Source organism: Saccharothrix longispora (genome assembly GCF_031455225.1).
Lineage (GTDB): Bacteria > Actinomycetota > Actinomycetes > Mycobacteriales > Pseudonocardiaceae > Actinosynnema > Actinosynnema longispora.
In genome coordinates this window covers 2,778,558-2,796,463 of the sequence record NZ_JAVDSG010000001.1, presented here as the reverse complement: position 1 = coordinate 2,796,463, position 17,906 = coordinate 2,778,558, and the positions used below count along the sequence as shown (strand labels likewise).

Below are 17,906 nucleotides of genomic sequence, written 5' to 3'. Positions count from 1 at the left end.
CCGTGCAGTGCCTTCTCTTCCCGGGCCAGGGCGTGCAGCGCAAGGGGATGGGCGCGGAGCTGTTCTCCCGCCACCCCGAGGCCACCGCCCTCGCCGACGACGTCCTCGGGTACTCCATCGAGGAGCTGTGCCTCCGCGACCCGGAGCGCCGGCTGCGCGACACCCGCTACGCCCAGCCCGCGGTGTTCTTCGTCAACGCCCTGCTGGGCGTCGAGCGCGCCGCCGGGCACCCGGCCCCCGACTTCCTCGCCGGGCACAGCCTCGGCGAGTACAACGCGCTCGTCGCCGCGGGCGTGCTCGACCTCGCCGACGGCCTGCGGCTGGTCCGGCGGCGCGCCGAGCTGATGTCGGGCATCACCGGCGGCGGCATGTCCGCCGTGCAGGGCGTGCCCGCCGCGTTCGTCCGCCGCGCCCTGGCCGAGACCGGCCTGACCAAGGTGTTCGTCGCGAACTTCAACGCCGACACCCAGACCACCATCGCGGGCGACCGCGCCGAACTCGCCGTCGCGGGCAAGGCCATCGCCGCCCTGCCCGGCTCGCGCGTCGTGCCCATCAACGTCAGCGGCCCGTTCCACACCCCGCTGATGGCGCCCGCCGAGGCCGAGTTCCGCACCGTGCTCGCCGACTTCACGTTCAGGCCCGCGGCCACGCCCGTCGTCTCCAGCGTCACCGGGGGCCTGTTCGACGGCCCCGACCTGCTCGCGCGCCAGCTGTCCGCGCCCGTCGAGTGGGTGGCCGCCGTCAAGACCCTGCGCGCCGCCGGCGTCACCGGCTTCGACGAGGTCCACGGCCAGACGCTCACCTCGCTCGTCAACAAGATCCACTGAGGGGAAACACCATGAACCAGGACATCGCGGTGGTCGGCCTCTCGGTGGACGTCCCCGGCGCCACCGACCTCGACTCCTTCTGGCAGGTCGTCAGCACCGGCACCAGCATGAGCCGCCCGTTCCCGCCCGACCGCGCGGAGAAGCTCGCCGAGTACATCCGCTACCAGCGCGCCACCAGCATCGACCCGCTCGACGAGCCGGACATCGACTACCACAACGGCTACTTCCTCGACGTCGTCGACCACTTCGACCACGCCGCGTTCGGCATGAACCCCCGCCAGGCCACGCTCACCGACCCGCACCACCGCATGGTGCTGCGCGCCATGTACCTCGCGTTCGAGGACGCGGGCTACTCGCTCGACCGGCTGCGCGGCAGCCGCACGGGCGTGTTCGTCGGCTTCGCGGTCAACCCCGGCTCCACCTACCTCGACTACATCAGCCGCGTCGACCCGTCCGTCGGGCAGCAGGCCATCACCGGCAACATCCCGGTGATGCTGGCCAACCGGCTGTCGCACCACCTGGACCTGCGCGGCCCCAGCATGGTCGTGGACACCGCCTGCTCGGCCACCCTCGTCGCCGTCCACCAGGCCAAGAACGCGCTGCTGGTCGGCGACTGCGACATGGCCGTCGTCGGCGGCGCGCGGATCGTGTTCGCCCCGGTCAAGCACCGGCACTCCGACATCGGCATCGAGTCCTCCGACGGCGTCACCCGGACCTTCGACGAGGCCGCCGACGGCACCGGCTTCGGCGAGGGCTCCGGCGCGGTCGTGCTCAAGCGACTGGACAAGGCGCTGGCCGACGGGGACCAGGTGTACGCGGTCGTCAAGGGCAGCGCGGTCAACCACGACGGCAACACCGAGGGCATCACCAACCCCGACTCCGACTCGCAGGCCGACCTGCTGCTGGCCGCCTGGGACAACGCGGGCGTCGACCCGCGCACCATCGGCTACTTCGAGGCGCACGGCACCGCCACCCGCGTCGGCGACCCCGTCGAGCACGAGGGCATGAAGCGGGCGTTCGCCAAGCACACCGCCGACCGCGGCTTCTGCGCCGTCGGCACGGTCAAGGCCAACGTCGGCCACCTGTTCGAGGGCTCCGGCGTGATCGGCCTGATCAAGGCCATCGCCGTGCTGCGCAACAAGGCCATCCCACCGCAGGCCAACTACGCCAACCCCAACCCGAAGCTCGACTTCGCCTCCGGCCCGCTGTACGTGCCGACCGAGCTGACCCCGTGGGAGCCGGACGGGCCGCGCCGCGCCGGCGTGAGCGCCTTCGGCCTGGGCGGCGCCAACGCGCACGTCGTCGTGGAGGAGTTCACGCCCGTCGACGACCGGCCCGCCTCCACCGGTGAACACCTGTTCACCCTCAGCGCCGCCACCGTCAAGTCCCTGATCCGCCTGGTCGAGCGCTACGTCCGGTTCATCGACGCCGGCGGCCTGGCCGGCGTCGACATCGCCGACGTCTGCCACACCACCCAGGTCTCGCGCGGCAGCCACCGCCACCGCGTCGCCGTCACCACCACCGACGCCGCCGACCTGCGGCACAAGCTCGTCGAACTGCTCGCCGAACGCCCCGCGCCGCTGCCCGACGGCCCGCTGGGGGACCAGGGCCGGGCGTTCCTGCGCGGCGGGCGGGTCGACTGGCGCTCCCTCGCGGGCGACCGGCGGCCCCGGATCGTGCGCCTGCCGTCCTACGCCTTCGACGAGACGCTCGCCTGGGTGCAGTTCCCGGACGACTGGCGGGAGACGATGAACATCGCCACCACCGACGAGCGCCACCCCGTCACGCACGACGTCGAGTTCCAGGAGACCGCGCCGGCCGAGCCGACCGGGCGCGCCACCACCGTGCTGGCCCTGGTGGACCCGGACACCGACGCCGAGGCCGTGCTCACCGCCGCGCGACTCGGGGACGTGCGCTACCTGCGCCTCGGCGAGGACCTCGAACCGGGCACGCCGTTCGACCCGACCGACCCCGCCGCCCACGAGCACGTCGCGCGCCTCGTCGGCGACGGCGTCACCCACCTCGTGCACGCCCTGGCCTTCGAGGACGCGCCCGCCACCGACGTCGCCGAGGTCGAGCGGCGCACCGAGAAGAACCTCAACAGCCTGTTCCTGCTCACCAAGGCGCTGATGGCGGCGGGCGTCAAGGTCGACCTCGCGGTGCTCACCAAGGGCGCCGTGTGCGCCGCCGACGGCGACCCGGCCGTGGTGGAGAACGCCGCGCTGGTCGGCTTCGGCAAGGTCGTCGGCCGCGAGTACCCCTACATCAAGGTCAAGCACGTCGACGTGGACCCGGCCGTGCCGCCCGCCGCGCTGCGCGCCGAGGTCCTGGCCGACCAGCACGGCGTGTTCCTGCTGCGCGGCGACAAGCGGCTGCGCGAGGTGTTCGTCGAGGTCCCCGAGGTGACCGGGCAGGAGGCCCGCGACTACCTCAAGCCGGACGGCACCTACCTCGTCACCGGCGGCACGGGCGCCCTCGGCCTCGCCGTCGCCAAGGACTTCGCCACCGCGCGCCCCGGCGTGACGCTCGCCCTGCTCAGCCGCTCCGGCGTGCCGCCGCGCGAGCGGTGGGACGACCTCACCGCCGTGCCCACCGGCTCCACCGCCGCCAAGCGGGTCGAGGCGGTGCGCGAACTGGAGGCCCTCGGCGCCACCGTCGTCGTCCTCGCCGCCGACGCGGGCGACCCCGACTCGCTCGCCGCGGCCGTCACCGCGCTGCGCCGCGACCACGGCCGGATCGACGGCATCGTGCACGCCGCCGGCCTGCCCGGCGGCAGCACCGTGATGTTCCGCCGGACCGAGGACTTCGACCGGGTCGTGCGGGCCAAGCTGCACGCCGCGTTCGTGCTCGACGAGCTGACCGCCGACGACCGGCCCGACTTCGTCGCCCACTTCTCCTCGGTCGCCTCCGTCTTCCCCGCACCCGGCCAGGCCGACTACGCCGCCGCGAACTACTACCTCGACAACCTCGCCCGGCACCGCGCCGGCGGGCCGACGCACGTCATCGCGCTGGACTGGGTCGCCTGGAAGGAGATCGGCATGGCCGTCGACTTCGGCACCAACGGCGACACCATGTTCAAGGCGCTGCCCACGAAGGTCGGCCTGTCCGTCCTCGACGCCGGCCTGCGCTCCACCCGCGCCCGGCTGTTCGCGGGCGAGCTGAACTACCGCGGCGAGCTGATCCACCTGCTGCGCTCCTACGACGTCGCGCTGTCCCCCGACATCGAGGCCAAGGTGGAGAAGGAGATGCAGGCGCTGGAGGCGCGGCTGCTCAAGGCGTCGGAGAAGACCCGCGCCACCGTCGCCGCCGTGTCCGTCGAGCTGGAGGGCCGCCCCGGCGGCGACTACAGCGACGTCGAGCGCACCGTCGCGCAGTGCCTCGCGCTGGCGTTCGGCTACGAGACCCTCGACGTGGAGGCCGACTTCTTCGACCTCGGCGGCGACTCCATCATGGCCGCCACGGTCGCCAACACGATCGCGGTGTGCCACGGCGTGGGCTACGACGTGGCCGACCTGCTCGCCGACCGCACCGTCGCCGAGATCGCCTACCACGTGGAGGACCTCGCCGACTTCGCCGCCACGGAAGTCGCCTGATGACCGACCTGACCACCGGGCCGCCGCTGCGCCGGGTCGTCGGCTTCGCCCTGCCCCTCACCGCGGCCAACCTGCTCCAGCAGGGCTACGTGCTGGTCGACAGCATCGTCGTCGGCCACTACGTCGGCGTGGAGGGACTGGCCGCCGTCGGCGCGAGCGGGCCGCTGTTCTACCTGCTCAACGCCATGTTCATCGGCCTGGGCACGGCGTTCACCATCCGCCTCGCGCACCTGCGCGGCGCGCGGCAGGACGGCGAGCGGCGCGGCGTCGTCCTCTCGCTCGCCCTGCTCACCGCCGTGTGGTCGGTCGGCTGCATCGTGCTGGCCACCGCGCTCGCCCGGCCCGTGCTGGCGCTCATGGGCATCCACGGCACGCTCGCCGACTCGTGCGCGGAGTTCATCGGCGTGCTCTCGCTCGGCTTCCCCGGCCTGTTCGGCTCCGCCGCGGTCAGCGCCTACCTGCGCGGGCTGGGCGACTCGCGGGCCGCGATGTGGGTGGCGGGCTTCGGCAGCATCGCCAACGCCGTGCTCGTGCTGCTGTTCGTCGCCGTGTTCGGGATGGGCGTCGGCGGCGCGGCGCTGGCCACGGCGATCGCCGCCACCGCCGCGCTCGTCGTCGGCCTGCTGCACGCCCGCCGCGTCCACCCGGTGCCGCGCGCGGGGGAGCGGCCCGCGGTGGCGCGCGAGCTGCGCGACGCCGTGCGGCTCGGGTTCCCGCTGGCCAGTCAGCACATCATCCTCGCCGTGGGGATCATGGTGCTGGTCTGGATCATCCAGGCGTTCGGGCCGGTCGTGCTCGCGGCGTTCACCGTCGTGTCGCGGATCGAGCAGTTCACCGCGATGCTGTTCCTGGACTTCTCCGGAGCCGTCACCGCGTTCACCGCGCAGAACCTCGGCGCGCACGACCGGGCGCGGGCGCGGCAGGGGCTCCTCCAGACCCTCGGCCTGACCGTCGCGCTCACCGCGGTGGTGTCCGCGCTCGTGCTGCTCGCCCGCGGCCCCATCGCCGCCGTGTTCACCGACGACCCGGCCACCCGCGACCTGACCGAGCGCTACCTGCTGATCATCTTCCCGTTCTTCGCCCTCTACACGGCCATGGTGGTGCTGCACGGGCACCTCAACGGCTCGCGCCGCACCACCGCGCCGCTGATCTGCACCGTCATCGCGTTCGTCGTCGTGCAGATCCCGTTCGCCTACCTGCTCAACGGCGTGTTCGGCATCGAGGCGGTGATGTGGGCGGTGGTCGCGGGCTGGACCGCCGGCCTGACCTACACGGTGCTGTGCCTGCGCCGCGTCCTGTTCGACCGGACCCCCGAGGTGGTGCCGTCGTGATCACCGAGAGCGCCGCGCAGGTCGAGTTCCACGGCGGGCGGGCGCGCACCGGCCCCGCGACGTGGGGACAGCAGGGCACCTGGGACGGCATCCACGGGTGGCTGCCCGAGCTCAAGCCGTTCTTCTTCCTCACCAAGTGGCTGCCCGTGCCGCTGCTGGTGGAGGTCGGCGACGTGCTCGACGTGCTCGGCGAACTCGTGCTGCGGCACGAGTCGCTGCGCACGCGCTTCCACCTCGGCCCCGGCGGCGACGTCACCCAGGAGGTGCTGGCCTCGGGGACCCTGCCGGTGCGGGTGCACGACCGGCCCGCCGACGACCCGGTGCAGTTCGGCGACGTCGTGGCCACCTGCTGGCAGCGCGACACCGCCACCGCGTTCGACCACTCCGCCGAACTGCCCGTCAGGCTGTCCGTCGCGCTGCACGAGGGCATCCCGGTGCTCGTCGTGCTCGTCTTCTCGCACCTGGCCGCCGACCACACCGCCACCGAGCTGCTGGCCGCCGAGCTGACCGCCCTGCTCCGGGCCCGCGTGGACGGCGTGCCGCCGCCACCGCCGCGCCCCGCGCTGCAACCCGTGGACATCGCGCTGGCCGAGCGCTCACCCGAAGGCCAGATGCTCGCCGCGGACGCGCTGCGGCACCTGCGGGCCGCGCTGGAGCGGATGCCGCCCGCCACCCCCGCGCGCGCCGAACCCGCGTCACCCCGGCACGTGGGTGCCGACCTGGAGTCCGACGTCCTGCCCGTGGTGGTGCGCGAGGCCGCCCGCCGCTGCCGCACCACCACCTCGGTGCTCATGCTGGCGATCACCACCGCCCTGGTCCGCTGCGTGTGCCCCGGACCGCTGCACCGCCTGGACGTCATGCAGGGCAACCGCACCACCCCCGGGCTGATGGGCAGCGTCACCACCCTCAACCAGGTCGTGCACACGGTGACCGACCTGCGCGCGGACTCCTTCGCCGACCTGCTGGCACGGGCCGGGCGCACCATGGCCGACGCCCGCGCCCACGCCCGCTACGACAGCCGGGCGGTGGCCGAGGTCGTCCGAGCCCGGGGCGGCGTGCTCGAACCGGGCACCCAGTTCAACGACATGTGGTCCACGCTGCCCCGATCCCGCGCCACCGCCGAACCCGACCCCGCCGCGTCCGAGCTGACCTGGCCCGCGACCTCCGAGGCCGAGCGCATGGTGCTGTACTTCGACGTGCGCGGCACGCCGGAGCGGATGCGGCTGGGGCTCATGGCGGACACGGCCGTGCTGCCGCGCGAGGAGATCGGCGCGTTCCTGCTGGCCTTCGAGCGCGTCGCGGTGGAGCTGGCCGACGGCGACGTGCCGCTGGAGCGGATCGGGGAGCTGTTCGCCGAGAGCCGCGCGCGGGTGGACCGCTGACCCCACCTCCGCCGACCCTCCCGGCGGGGGTCGGCGGAGGGTTCACCGCCTGCGCTCGCCCCACTCGCGCATCAGCGCCAGCACCCGCAACCCCACCGACGGCAGCACCGCGCCCGCCCGCGCCATGCCCGCCCGGTACGCGGGCACCGCCCGCACCATCCGCCGCCCGTCCAGCATCGACACCGCCGCGTCCGCCACCCGCGACGCCGACAGCAGCGACGCGTTCGCGAACAGGATCGCCGAACCGGGGTCCGACCGGACCTCGCGCACCATCCCGGTGTCGGCCACGTCCGGGCAGCACGTCAACACCCTGATCGGCACCCCGGCGCGCCGCAGGTCGCCCTGCAACCCCACCCCGAAGCTCAGCACCCCGGCCTTCGTCGCCGCGTACAGCGCCAACCCCGGCACCGGCCCGTACGCCGACGTCGACGCGACGTTCAGCACCGTGCCGCCACCGGCCCGCATCGCCTCCACCGCGGTCAGGCTGCCGTGCACCACCCCGAGCAGGTTCACCTCGACCAGCCGACGCACGGCCTCGTCACCGTGCTCCCACGCGTCCCCGGTGACCAGCACCCCGGCGTTGTTGACCCACAGCGACAGCCGCCCGACACCGGCGGCCACCCCGGCCACCGCCCGGTGCGCCGCCGGGTCGCGCACGTCGGCCACCACCCCGTGCCCGCCGATCTCCGCCGCGACACCGACCACGGCCTCGGCCACGTCGGCCAGCACCACCTCGTACCCGCGCCCCCGCAACCGCCGCGCGATCTCGAACCCGAACCCGCGCGCCGCCCCGGTCACCACCGCAACGTCCACCCGACCCACCCTAGGGCGGGCGTCACGCCCCGGCAGGACGTGGCACGACCCCCGCCCGCGCCACGGCGTCCACCTCGGCACCGGCCGAGCGGACCAGCGCGCCGCGCGGGTCCCACACGGCGGAACGCCCCGCCGCCCGCGCGAATCCCTCGCCGGTCGACCCGGCGAAGCTCGCCACCGCCACCCACACCCCGTGCCGCACGGCGATCCGCCGCGCCCGCGAGCGCATCACGTCGAGGTCCGACTCGTGCTCCGCCACCCCCGCCGCGTACACGTCCGAGCCCAGCGCCGCCACGGCGGCCGCGTGCTCCGGCACGCCGGTGTCCTTGCACACGGCCAGCCCGATCCGGACGCCGTCGACCTCCACCGCGGCGGGTGCGTCGCCGGGCACGAAGTGCGCCGGCTCCTCCCCGCCCAGCCACATCTTGCGGTACGCCACCCGCACGCCCGCGCCGGTCACCTCCAGCACGCCGATGGACCGGCCCGACCCGGACGGCCCCGCCACCGGCGCGCCGGCGAGCGCCACCGCCCCGGTCTCCGCGCACGCCGCCACCAACGGCCCCAGCACGTCGGGCGACACGACCGGCGCGTCGAAGTGGTACCCGGTCAGCGACAGCTCCGGGAACACCACCACCCTCGCCGAAGCCGCGCGGACCGCCTCGGCGTGCGCCACCGCGTTGGCGGCGACGTCGCGGGGCGCGCAGCGCGGCTGGGCGACGGCGATGGTGATCACGGCCCGACCATACGGACCAGGTCAGGAGCAGCGGTAGTGCGCGGGCCGGTCCGCCTCGACCCCGACGATCGTGCGCTCGTCGTCGCTCAGCCCGGTCAGCTCGAAGCGGGCCGCGATGGGCTGGGCCACCATCACCCCGTCGCGCCAGAGCATCACGCGCTGCGACGAGCCCACGAAGCCGTAGCCGGCGATCGTGCCGTTGCCGCCGAGGGAGATCCCCTCGACGGCGGGCCTGCCGATGGTGCGGACGACCGCGCCCTGCGCGTCCCACTCGGCCACGGCGCCGCCGTAGTTCGGGGCGATGTCGAGCCTGCCGACGACGCGGCCGTCGCGGATGTCGCGCGGGATGCCGGCGCCCTTGACGCCGGGTGCGGCGAGCGTTGTCCACTGGCCGGCGGGGGTGAGGACGTAGCTGCCGCCCGGGCTGACGCCGATGATGACGCGCCCCTGCTCGTCGACGTCCACGAGGGAGACGCCGTGGGCGTCCGGCATGGTCACCTCGCGGTAGGTGCCCGGCGCGTTCGCCGGCCACACCACCATCCTGCTCTTCGCGGAGCCGATGGTGCCCCACCCGATGATGTCGCCCCTGTTGTTGACCCACGAGGCCCACGAGCTGGTCCAGGCGGGGTTGGCCGGCAGGTCGGTCATGGTGCCGTCGTGGGCGACGGTGATGGCGTAGAACCTCTGGTTGAGGTACATGGCGCCGACCACCAGCCCGGACGCGTTCACGTCGTTGAAGTAGGGGACCTGGCCGGCGCCCCGCATCACGACCCGTCCGTTGTCCCACAGCGTCGCCCGGGGGTCGACGAGGCCGTCACCCCAGGCGAAGTCGAGCCCGGTGTTGCCCACCGCGTACCGGCCGCCGTCGTAGCCGTTGATCTCACCGGCCTCGGTGCCCTCCGGCAGTTCCCACAGCGTCTTCTGCCACGTGCAGGCCGCAATGCCCGTGGTGCCCGCCGCGCCCGCCTGGCCGGTCGGCAGCGACACCAGCGCCGCGCCCAGCACGACCGCGGCCAGCAGCCGCCCCGCTTGTCGCTTCAACACGAAGAAGTCCTTCTCTCGGTGAGGAATTCACCCTGACGGCGAGTCTGGCAGCGGTCGGGCCGTCGACCGAGCGGACGCGGGCGGGCACTTCGGGCTAACGCGGCACCCGCGCCCACTCGGTGCCCGCGCCCAGGTGGAACGACGGGTAGGCGGGCTGGTTGTACGTCGTCTGCTGCCGCGCCACGTCCACCCGGTACTGCGGGTCCTGCATCAGCGTGTACAGCTTGTGCGACGTGACCTCCGTGCTCAGGTGCACGCGCAGCGCGCTGCTGTCCGCCGTGCGCACCAGCAACTCCTCCCGCCAGTCGCCGAACACGTCGGCCACCAGCGAGGGGTTGCCCTTGGTGCCGTTGTTGGTGCGCGTGCCCCCGGCGGTCAGCAGCGTGCCGCGCCGCCAGTCCTCCACCGTCGGCGTCACCTCCCCCGCCCCCGCGACGACCTGCGTGGTCAGGTCCCCGGCCCACCGGATGCTCTGGTTCGTCCCCGGGATGGCGGCCGACAGCGGCCTGCCGTCCGCCGACCACAGGCCCACCGCGCCCGACCCGCCGGGCACGGACGCCCACGTCTCCAGCCCCGGCTCGTCGGGCAGCACGTCGCCGACCATGCCCCGCCCGGTGTCGACCCCGGTGTACGCGCCGTACAGGACCCGCCCGGTCGCGGCGTCGCGCAGCGAGTAGCCGTAGGGCGCGAACCGGCCGCCCTCGTGCACCATGTAGATCTCCACACCCGGTCGGGACGGGTCGACGTCGGTCACGTGCAGCGCGTCGCCGTGGCCCAGCCGCTCCACCGCGCCGGGGTTCGCGCTGCCCGGCGGCAGCTCGGCCTTCGAGCTGTAGAGCAGCGACCCGTCGTGGTCGATCGTCGCCGCGCCGTAGACGACCTCCTGCTTCCCGTCGCCGTCCACGTCCGCCGCGCTCAGCGAGTGCGCGCCCTGCGTGGTCAGCGAGCCGTACTCGGGCGAGGTGCCGTCGCGGCCGTGCGGGGAGTCGTCGAACGGGTTGGACATCGGCGTCCACCCGCTGTCGACGAACCAGTCCCGCCGCAGCTCGCGGCCGTCCCACCGGTAGGCGACCAGGGTGGAGCGCGTGTAGTAGCCGCGCGCGAACACCGCCGACGGGTGCACGCCGTCGAGGTAGGCGACGCCGGCGAGGAACCGGTCGACGCGGTTGCCCGGCTCGATGCGCGCCATCGCGTAGTCGCCCCACATGAGCCCGTCGTCGTGCCGCCCCGGTTCGTAGCGCACGGTCCGCAGCTCGCGGCCGGTCGCACCGTCCAGCACGGTCAGGTACTCGGGGCCGTCGAGCACGAACCCGGCGAACGCCCGCAGGTTGTTGCGCGTGCTGCGGCCCGGCGCGTACACGTCCACGAAGTGGTCGACCAGCGCGCGGGCGTCGGCGTCCGACAGCGGGTAGGCGTAGCGGGGTTCGAGGCCGAACGCCCGCTCCAGCGTCGCGGGCCAGCGACCGGCCACCACCTCGGGGTGCGCGTGCCAACCCCGGAACACCTCCACCAGGTGCTCGTAGTAGCCCGCCGCGCTGAGCCGGTGGTCGTCGCGGTGCGAGTGGCCCGCCCGCACGTCCTCGCGGGGCATCGTCACGTACCGCTGCGACACCGGGTCGCCGCGCCGGTCGTAGCGGGTGACCTTCGTGCCCGGCGCCGTCTTGAGCATCATCTCCGTGCGGCCGTCGCCGTCGAAGTCGTAGACCGGGAACTGCGTGTAGTGCGCGCCCGAGCGGATGTTCACGCCCAGGTCCACGCGGTGCAGCAGGGTCCCGTCGAACCGGTAGGTGTCGATGTAGGTGGGGCCGGTGTAGCCGACCTGCGAGACGTCCTTCGAGTTGGACGGCTCCCACTTGACCACGTACTCGTACGAGCCGTCGCCGTCCACGTCGCCGACGCTCGCGTCGTTGGCCGAGTACGCGTACGCCTCGCCGGTCGGCGTGACGCCGTCCGCGGGCCTGCGCAGCGGCAGGTCGCGCGAGGCGCCCGCCCACGGCGTGACCGGTTCGCTGCGCGCGCCTTCGCGACCCCGCACCACCGGCGCCACGCGGTACTCCGCGCCCACGACCGGGTCCAGGTGGTTCGTGCTGTCGGTGACGGTGGCGACCCGGCGGCCGTCGCGGTACACGGCGAACGCCGGGCCGGCCAGGCCGGTGGCGGTGTGCCCGGTGACCTCGTGGCGCAGCAGCCGCCAGCTGAGGAACACGCCGTCGTCGGTGCGTGCGGCCACCAGGCCGCGGTCGAGGCGTTCCAGCCGGGGACCCGCCGGCCGGGAGCCGCCCGGCTCCGCGGTCGAGACCGGGGGAGCGGGCAGGACGAGCGCCAGGGCGGCGAGGGTGGCGAGCAGGGATCGGACGCGGGTCATCGGCGGCCTCCGGGGATGCGGCGGTGCGCGAGGTGCGAGGTGCGTGACGACGCCACACGATGAACCGTTTCAACAGGAATAGCAAGGGAAGTCGACCGCCCACCTGAGCAGGAAAGCGCTATCCTTGACGCCGTGACGTGGCTCACCTAGGTTGTTTGAACCGATTCAAACCGAAGGGTGAGGGTGATGGGACGAGTGTCTCGCCGTGGTCCGGCAGGCCTGCTGGTGTCGCTGGTGTCGCTGGCCGCCGTGCTGTCCGGGTGTGGCGGCGGTGACTCCGGCGACGGCCCGGTGACCCTGCGGTTCGTCTGGTGGGGCAACGAGGACCGCGCCAAGGTCACCGAGGCGGCGGTCGACGCGTTCCGCGCGAAGAACCCGGGCATCGAGGTCGAGACCGAGTACAGCGGCTACGACGCGTACTTCCAGAAGCTCTCCACCCAGGTCGCCGGGGGCGCCGGTCCGGACCTGCTCCAGCTCGACCGGGCCACGATCGGCGAGTACGCGGGCCGCAACGTGCTGGCCGACCTCGGCCCGTACCTCGGCGGCGCGCTGAAGGTCGACAAGATCCCGGCCAACCTGCTGGAGGGCGGCAAGGTCGACGGCAGGCAGCACGCCGTCGCCGCGGGGGCCACCACGCAGATGCTGATCTACGTGCCCTCGCAGTTCCGGGCCGCGGGCGTCACCGCCCCGAGCGCGCCGGGCGAGACGTGGACGTGGGCGCAGTTCACCGAGGCCATGAACAGGATCGGCGCGGCCGGCGCGGTGGCGGGCACCACCGACTTCGGCTGGGCCATCGACTGGTTCGAGGTGTGGCTGCACCAGCACGACAAGTCGCTCTACACCCCCGACGGCGAACTCGGCTTCACCGCCGACGACCTGGCCGAGTACTGGGAGCTGATCGGCACGATGCGCGCCGGCAGGGGCGTCTCGGCCGCCGAGGTCACCACCAAGATGGACGGCTCGGTGCAGAACTCCGGCATCGTCACCGGGCAGACCGCCTCCGAGGTCGGCTACGACTCCAGCGTCACCGGCTACTTCGGCGCGTTCGGCCCGGACCTCGCGCTCGCCCCGCTGCCCAGCGACGCCGAGGAGAGCGGCATGGCCGCGCTGCCGCCCGTGTCGTTCGGCGTCGCGCAGCGCTCGAAGAACAAGGACGCCGCGGTGAAGCTGCTCGACTTCCTGCTCAACGACCCCGAGGCGGGCGAGCTGCTGGGCGCCTCGCGCGGCGTGCCGCCGAACGAGGAGGTCCGCGCACGGGTCTGCGCCGGCGCCACCGGGGGCAGCAAGGCCGTGTGCGACTACGAGGTGGCGCAGCAGGACAGGATCGGCCCGGCGTTCGGCGCCTGGCCCACCGGCTCCTCCGCGGTCAAGCGCGACTTCCAGCGCACCTACGACGACGTGATCTTCGACCGGGTGTCCGTCGCCGACGCCGCGAAGCGCGTCGTCCAGGACGCCGAGCAGTCCCTGGGGTCCTGACCGATGACCCGGTCCGCGTTCACCGACGCCACCGGCACGTCCGACACGTCCGACACGTCGGGCGCGGCCGGCCCGCCGGTCCGGGACAGCCCGCCGCCGACGGCCGCGCCGGGGCGCCGGCGGCGCGGGCAGGGCGTGGCCTACCTGTTCCTGTCGCCGTGGATCGCCGGCGCCGCGCTGCTGACCATCGGTCCGATGGTCGCGTCGCTGTACCTGTCGTTCACCGACTACGACCTGTTCTCCGCGCCGAACTGGATCGGCGTCGACAACTACGCGACCATGTTCGGCGGCGACGAGCGGTTCTGGCACGCCGCGTGGGTGACCACGAAGTACGTGCTGATCTCGGTGCCGATCAAGCTCGGCCTCGCGCTCGCGGTGGCGCTGCTGCTCAACCGGCCGCGCCGGGGCGCGGGGCTCTACCGGTCGGCGTTCTACGCGCCGTCGCTGCTCGGCGCGAGCGTCAGCGTGGCCCTGGCGTGGCGGGCGCTGTTCTCCACCGGCGGCACCGTGGACGAGGGGCTCGCGGCCGTCGGCATCGACACCGGCGGCTGGGTCGACCAGCCGCAGTACGCGCTGCTCACGCTGGTCGCGCTGGCCGCGTGGCAGTTCGGCGCGCCGATGGTGATCTTCCTTGCGGGCCTCAAGCAGGTGCCGAAGGAGCTGTACGAGGCGGCGGCGATCGACGGCGCGGGCCAGGGGCGGCGCTTCCTGTCCGTCACGCTGCCCATGCTGTCGCCGGTGATCCTGTTCAACCTGGTGCTGGAGACCATCCACGCGTTCCAGGCGTTCACCGGCGCGTTCGTGGTCAGCAGCGGGCGCGGCGGGCCGAGCGACTCGACCCTGCTCTACCCGCTGTACCTCTACCAGCGCGGCTTCACCGACTTCCGGATGGGCTACGCCTCGGCCATGGCTTGGGTGCTGCTCGCGGTGGTCGCGGTGCTCACCGCGCTGGTGTTCCGCAGCGCCCGGCGCTGGGTGTTCTACGCGGGGGAGAACAGGTGACGCTCTCGAAGCGGGTCGTGTGGCACGCGCTCGTCGCGGGCGCGCTGCTGGTGCTGCTCTACCCGGTGGTCTGGCTGGTCTCCACCTCGTTCAAGCCCGCCACGGAGGTGCTGTCCACGCTCGCGCTGCTGCCGACCGAGCCGACCGGCGACAACTACGCGCAGGTCTTCGACGGCGTCGGCGAGTTCGGCGTGCTGCACTACTTCCGGAACTCGCTGCTCGTCTCCGCCGGCGCGGTCGTCGGCAACGTGGTCTCGTGCTCGCTGGCCGCGTACGCGTTCGGGCGGCTGCACTTCCGGGGCCGCGGGCCCATGTTCGGCTTCATGATGATCACCATCATGCTGCCGCAGCACGTGGTGCTCATCCCGCAGTACGTGATCTTCCAGCAGATGGGCGCGGTGAACACGTTCTGGCCGCTGGTCCTGCCGAAGTTCCTGGCCACGGACGCGTTCTTCATCTTCCTGATGGTGCAGTTCATCCGCACCCTGCCGCGCGAGCTGGACGAGGCCGCCACGCTCGACGGCTGCGGACCGGTCGGCGTGTTCCGGCACGTCGTGCTGCCGCTGCTGCGGCCCGCGCTGATCACCACGGCGATCTTCACGTTCATCTGGACGTGGAACGACTTCTTCTCGCAGCTGATCTACCTCAACGACGCGGAGAAGTTCACCCTGCCGCTGGCGCTCCAGCTGTTCGTCGACCAGGCCACGCAGTCCGCGTTCGGGCCGATGTTCGCCATGTCGGTGCTCGCGCTGCTGCCCATCGGGCTGTTCTTCCTGGCCTTCCAGCGGTTCCTGGTGGACGGCGTGGCGACCTCGGGCCTGAAGGGGTGAGCGCCGGGGTGCGCCCGGTGGCGCTGCTCGCCGAGGTGCTGCTGGTCGGGGTGCTGGTGTGCGCCGCGGCGCTGCCGGTGCTGACCGCCGTGCCCGCGCTGGCGGCCGGCGCGGTGCTGCTGCGGGAGCTGGTCGACGAGGGGCGGACGCCGACCGCACGGCGGTTCGCGCTGCTGCTGGGCCGGGCGCTGCGCGACCCGGCGGCGGTCCTCGTGCCGCTCGCCGTGCTGGTGTTGGGCGCGCTGGACCTGCTGGCGCTGGCGGGCGGGCTGCCCGGCGCGACCGCGCTGGGCCCGGTGATCGGGCTGGTGCTCGCCGCGGTCGTGCTCGTGCTGCTGCGCACGGCCGCGCGGTGGCGCCCCGGCGACCGGTGGGCGGTGCTGCTCGCGTCGCCGCCGCGGGACCCGGGCGGTTACGCCTACCTGGTCGGCGCGGTGGCGGTGGCGGTGCTGGTGGTGGGCCAGGCGCCAGCGTTCGCGGTCGTCGTGCCCGGCCTGCTGGTGTTCGCCGCGGTCGCGGTGGAGCGCCGGTGACGCCGCGCGTGGTGCTCGCCGGCGCCTCCGGCCACGGGCGGCTCCACCTGCGCGAGATCGTCGCCCTGGAGGCCGCCGGACGGGTGGAGCTGGCCGGGGTGTGCGAAACCGGGCCGCTCGACGCCGAGGCGCGGCGGCTCATCGGCGACCGACCGGTCGGCCCGGACCTCGGCCCGCTGCTGGCGGGCGCGGACATCGGCGTCGTGTCCACTCCCATCCACACGCACGTGCCGCTGGCGCACGCCGTGCTCGACGCCGGGCTGCACCTGCTGCTGGAGAAACCGCCCACCCCCACCCTCGCCGACTGGCACGAGCTGGTCGAGCGGTCGCGCGGCCGGGTGGTGCAGGTCGGGTTCCAGAGCCTCGGGTCGCACGCCCTGCGGCGGCTGCACGACCTGGTGCGCTCCGGGGAGCTGGGCGCGGTCCGGGGCATCGGGGTGCGCGGCGCCTGGTCCCGTGACGATGCCTACTACGCCCGCGCGCCCTGGGCGGGCCGCCGCACGCTCGACGGCAGGCCCGTCGTCGACGGCGCGCTGACCAACCCGTTCGCGCACGCCGTGGCCACCGCCCTCGCGCTGGACGGCAGCACCGGCGTGGACGACGTCGAGGACGTCGAGCTGGAACTGCTGCGCGCCCGCCCCATCGAGGCCGACGACACCTCGTGCCTGCGGCTGCGCACCCGTCGCGGCACGGTCGTCGTGGTCGCGGTGACGCTGTGCGCGGAGGTACCGGGCGACCCCGTCCTCGTCGTGCACGGCGAGGAGGTGCGCGCCGAGCTGCACTACACCGAGCACCGGCTGGTGGTCGACGGGGTGGAGGAGCGGCACGGGCACGACACGCCGCTGCGCAACCTGCTCGACCACCTCGACGACCCGGCCGTGCCGCTGTCCGCGCCGCTGTCCGCCACCGGCGCGTTCACCCGCGTGCTGGAAGCCGTGCGGACCGCGCCCGACCCCGTGCCGATCGACCCGCGCTGGCTGCGCCGCAACGGCAAGCGGGTGGACGTCGACGGTGTCGACCACGCGGTGACCAGGGCGGTCGAGCGGCTGAGCACCTTCGCCGAGCTGGAGGTGCCCTGGTCGCCGCTGGGCGCCGCCGCCAGGTACGGCTGGGACGCCGGGTCGCTGCCGCTGGTCGTGCCGCGACCCGCCCTGCACCCGGTGCGCACGCTCGGCGGCGCGGTGGTCACCGGGGAGCACCCCGCGGACCACCCGTGGCACCGGGGCATCGGGCTCGCCCTGCCCGACGTGAACGGCGTCAACCTGTGGGGCGGCCGCGACCACGTGCCCGGTGAGGGGTACGTGCCGGGCGAGGGGTACGTGCCGGGTGAGCTGGGCGTGGTCGGCGAGGTCGGTCCGGGCGAGCTGGTGTGGTGCGACTCGGCGGGGGAGGTGCTGCTGCGCGAACGCCGCCGCCTGCGCCGTCGCGTCGTCGACGGCGGGTGGGAGCTGGAGTGGACCAGCGTGCTGTCCGCGCGGGCCGAGGTGGTCCTGCACAGCCCGGGCAGCAAGGGCCGCGCGGGCGCGGGCTGCGGCGGCTGGTTCTGGCGGCTGCCCGACCTCGACCCCCTCACCGTGCGGGTGTTCAGCCAGGACGGTGAGGGTGAGGAGGAGGTCGACGGACGCGGCGCGCCGTGGCTCGCGGTCGTGGTCGCGGACCCCGCACGGCCCTGGACGGCCGTGCTGTCCGGGCCGACCGACCCGTGGTTCGTCCGGGTCGCCCGCTACCAGGGGATCGGTTCGGCCCTGGCCTGGGACCGGCCCCTGGTGCTGCGGCCGGGGCAGGAGCGGGAGATCACCGTGCGCGCGGCGTTCTACGACGGCCTGCGCCTGCCCACCGGGTGACGGTGTGAAGCGCCCAGTTCGCCTGACACACCCACCCCGCCCCTACCTGACGTCCACTGGGCGAGCTGATCACCGTTCGAAACGGTGGCCTACTCCGCGTGGGACAGGCCATCGGCCATCCGTGGTGTGAATT

At 73.8% G+C, this 17,906-nt stretch carries 13 protein-coding genes; 9 read left to right on the top strand and 4 right to left on the bottom strand.

Annotation, left to right across the window (positions count from 1 at the left end; translation table 11 throughout):
• Positions 1–2 precede the first annotated feature (2 nt).
• From J2S66_RS11340 to J2S66_RS11325, 4 genes are read left to right on the top strand one after another with little or no spacing between them, the layout of a single operon-like run.
• A complete protein-coding gene (locus J2S66_RS11340; RefSeq protein WP_310306885.1) occupies positions 3–827 on the top strand; it encodes an ACP S-malonyltransferase in 825 nt (274 codons plus the stop codon).
• Positions 828–838: 11 nt separating this feature from the next.
• Positions 839–4,420, top strand: a complete 3,582-nt coding sequence (locus J2S66_RS11335) for a type I polyketide synthase (RefSeq protein ID WP_310306884.1) — start codon at positions 839–841, stop codon at positions 4,418–4,420.
• Complete coding sequence (locus J2S66_RS11330; protein WP_310306883.1) at positions 4,420–5,751, top strand: MATE family efflux transporter; 1,332 nt, start codon at positions 4,420–4,422, stop codon at positions 5,749–5,751. Before J2S66_RS11335 ends, J2S66_RS11330 begins: the two co-directional genes overlap by 1 nt.
• Complete coding sequence (locus J2S66_RS11325; RefSeq protein WP_310306882.1) at positions 5,748–7,133, top strand: condensation domain-containing protein; 1,386 nt, start codon at positions 5,748–5,750, stop codon at positions 7,131–7,133. Before J2S66_RS11330 ends, J2S66_RS11325 begins: the two co-directional genes overlap by 4 nt.
• 42 nt (positions 7,134–7,175) lie before the next feature.
• On the opposite strand, the gene J2S66_RS11320 is transcribed toward J2S66_RS11325, so the two are convergent.
• The 4 genes from J2S66_RS11320 to J2S66_RS11305 form a co-directional block, all read right to left on the bottom strand.
• Positions 7,176–7,946 carry an SDR family NAD(P)-dependent oxidoreductase gene (locus J2S66_RS11320; protein ID WP_310306881.1) on the bottom strand — a complete coding sequence of 257 codons (771 nt, stop codon included), beginning with the start codon at positions 7,944–7,946 and terminating at the stop codon, positions 7,176–7,178.
• 22 nt (positions 7,947–7,968) lie between these two features.
• A complete protein-coding gene (locus J2S66_RS11315) occupies positions 7,969–8,679 on the bottom strand; it encodes a carbon-nitrogen hydrolase family protein (RefSeq protein ID WP_310306880.1) in 711 nt (236 codons plus the stop codon).
• 21 nt (positions 8,680–8,700) lie between these two features.
• Positions 8,701–9,723: a hypothetical protein gene (locus tag J2S66_RS11310; RefSeq protein WP_310306879.1), complete on the bottom strand. Its 1,023-nt coding sequence runs from the start codon at positions 9,721–9,723 to the stop codon at positions 8,701–8,703.
• 94 nt (positions 9,724–9,817) lie between these two features.
• On the bottom strand, positions 9,818–12,088 hold the full coding sequence (locus tag J2S66_RS11305; RefSeq protein ID WP_310306878.1) for a rhamnogalacturonan lyase: 2,271 nt from the start codon (positions 12,086–12,088) through the stop codon (positions 9,818–9,820).
• A gap of 186 nt (positions 12,089–12,274) precedes the next feature.
• Here J2S66_RS11305 and J2S66_RS11300 point away from each other — a divergent pair, with 186 nt between their 5' ends.
• Genes J2S66_RS11300 through J2S66_RS11280 form a run of 5 tightly spaced genes read left to right on the top strand, consistent with a single transcriptional unit; the run spans position 12,275 to position 17,773 of the window.
• Positions 12,275–13,564, top strand: coding sequence for an ABC transporter substrate-binding protein (locus tag J2S66_RS11300; protein WP_310306877.1), 1,290 nt, complete (start codon positions 12,275–12,277; stop codon positions 13,562–13,564).
• 3 nt (positions 13,565–13,567) lie between these two features.
• Positions 13,568–14,566: a carbohydrate ABC transporter permease gene (locus J2S66_RS11295; RefSeq protein ID WP_310306876.1), complete on the top strand. Its 999-nt coding sequence runs from the start codon at positions 13,568–13,570 to the stop codon at positions 14,564–14,566.
• Positions 14,563–15,396, top strand: a complete 834-nt coding sequence (locus tag J2S66_RS11290; protein WP_310306875.1) for a carbohydrate ABC transporter permease — start codon at positions 14,563–14,565, stop codon at positions 15,394–15,396. Before J2S66_RS11295 ends, J2S66_RS11290 begins: the two co-directional genes overlap by 4 nt.
• Positions 15,393–15,929 (top strand): hypothetical protein, encoded by a 537-nt coding sequence (locus tag J2S66_RS11285; RefSeq protein ID WP_310306874.1) that lies wholly within the window; start codon positions 15,393–15,395, stop codon positions 15,927–15,929. The genes J2S66_RS11290 and J2S66_RS11285 overlap by 4 nt, the downstream gene beginning before the upstream one ends.
• A complete protein-coding gene (locus J2S66_RS11280) occupies positions 15,926–17,773 on the top strand; it encodes a DUF6807 family protein (protein WP_310306873.1) in 1,848 nt (615 codons plus the stop codon). The genes J2S66_RS11285 and J2S66_RS11280 overlap by 4 nt, the downstream gene beginning before the upstream one ends.
• Positions 17,774–17,906: the final 133 nt, after the last annotated feature.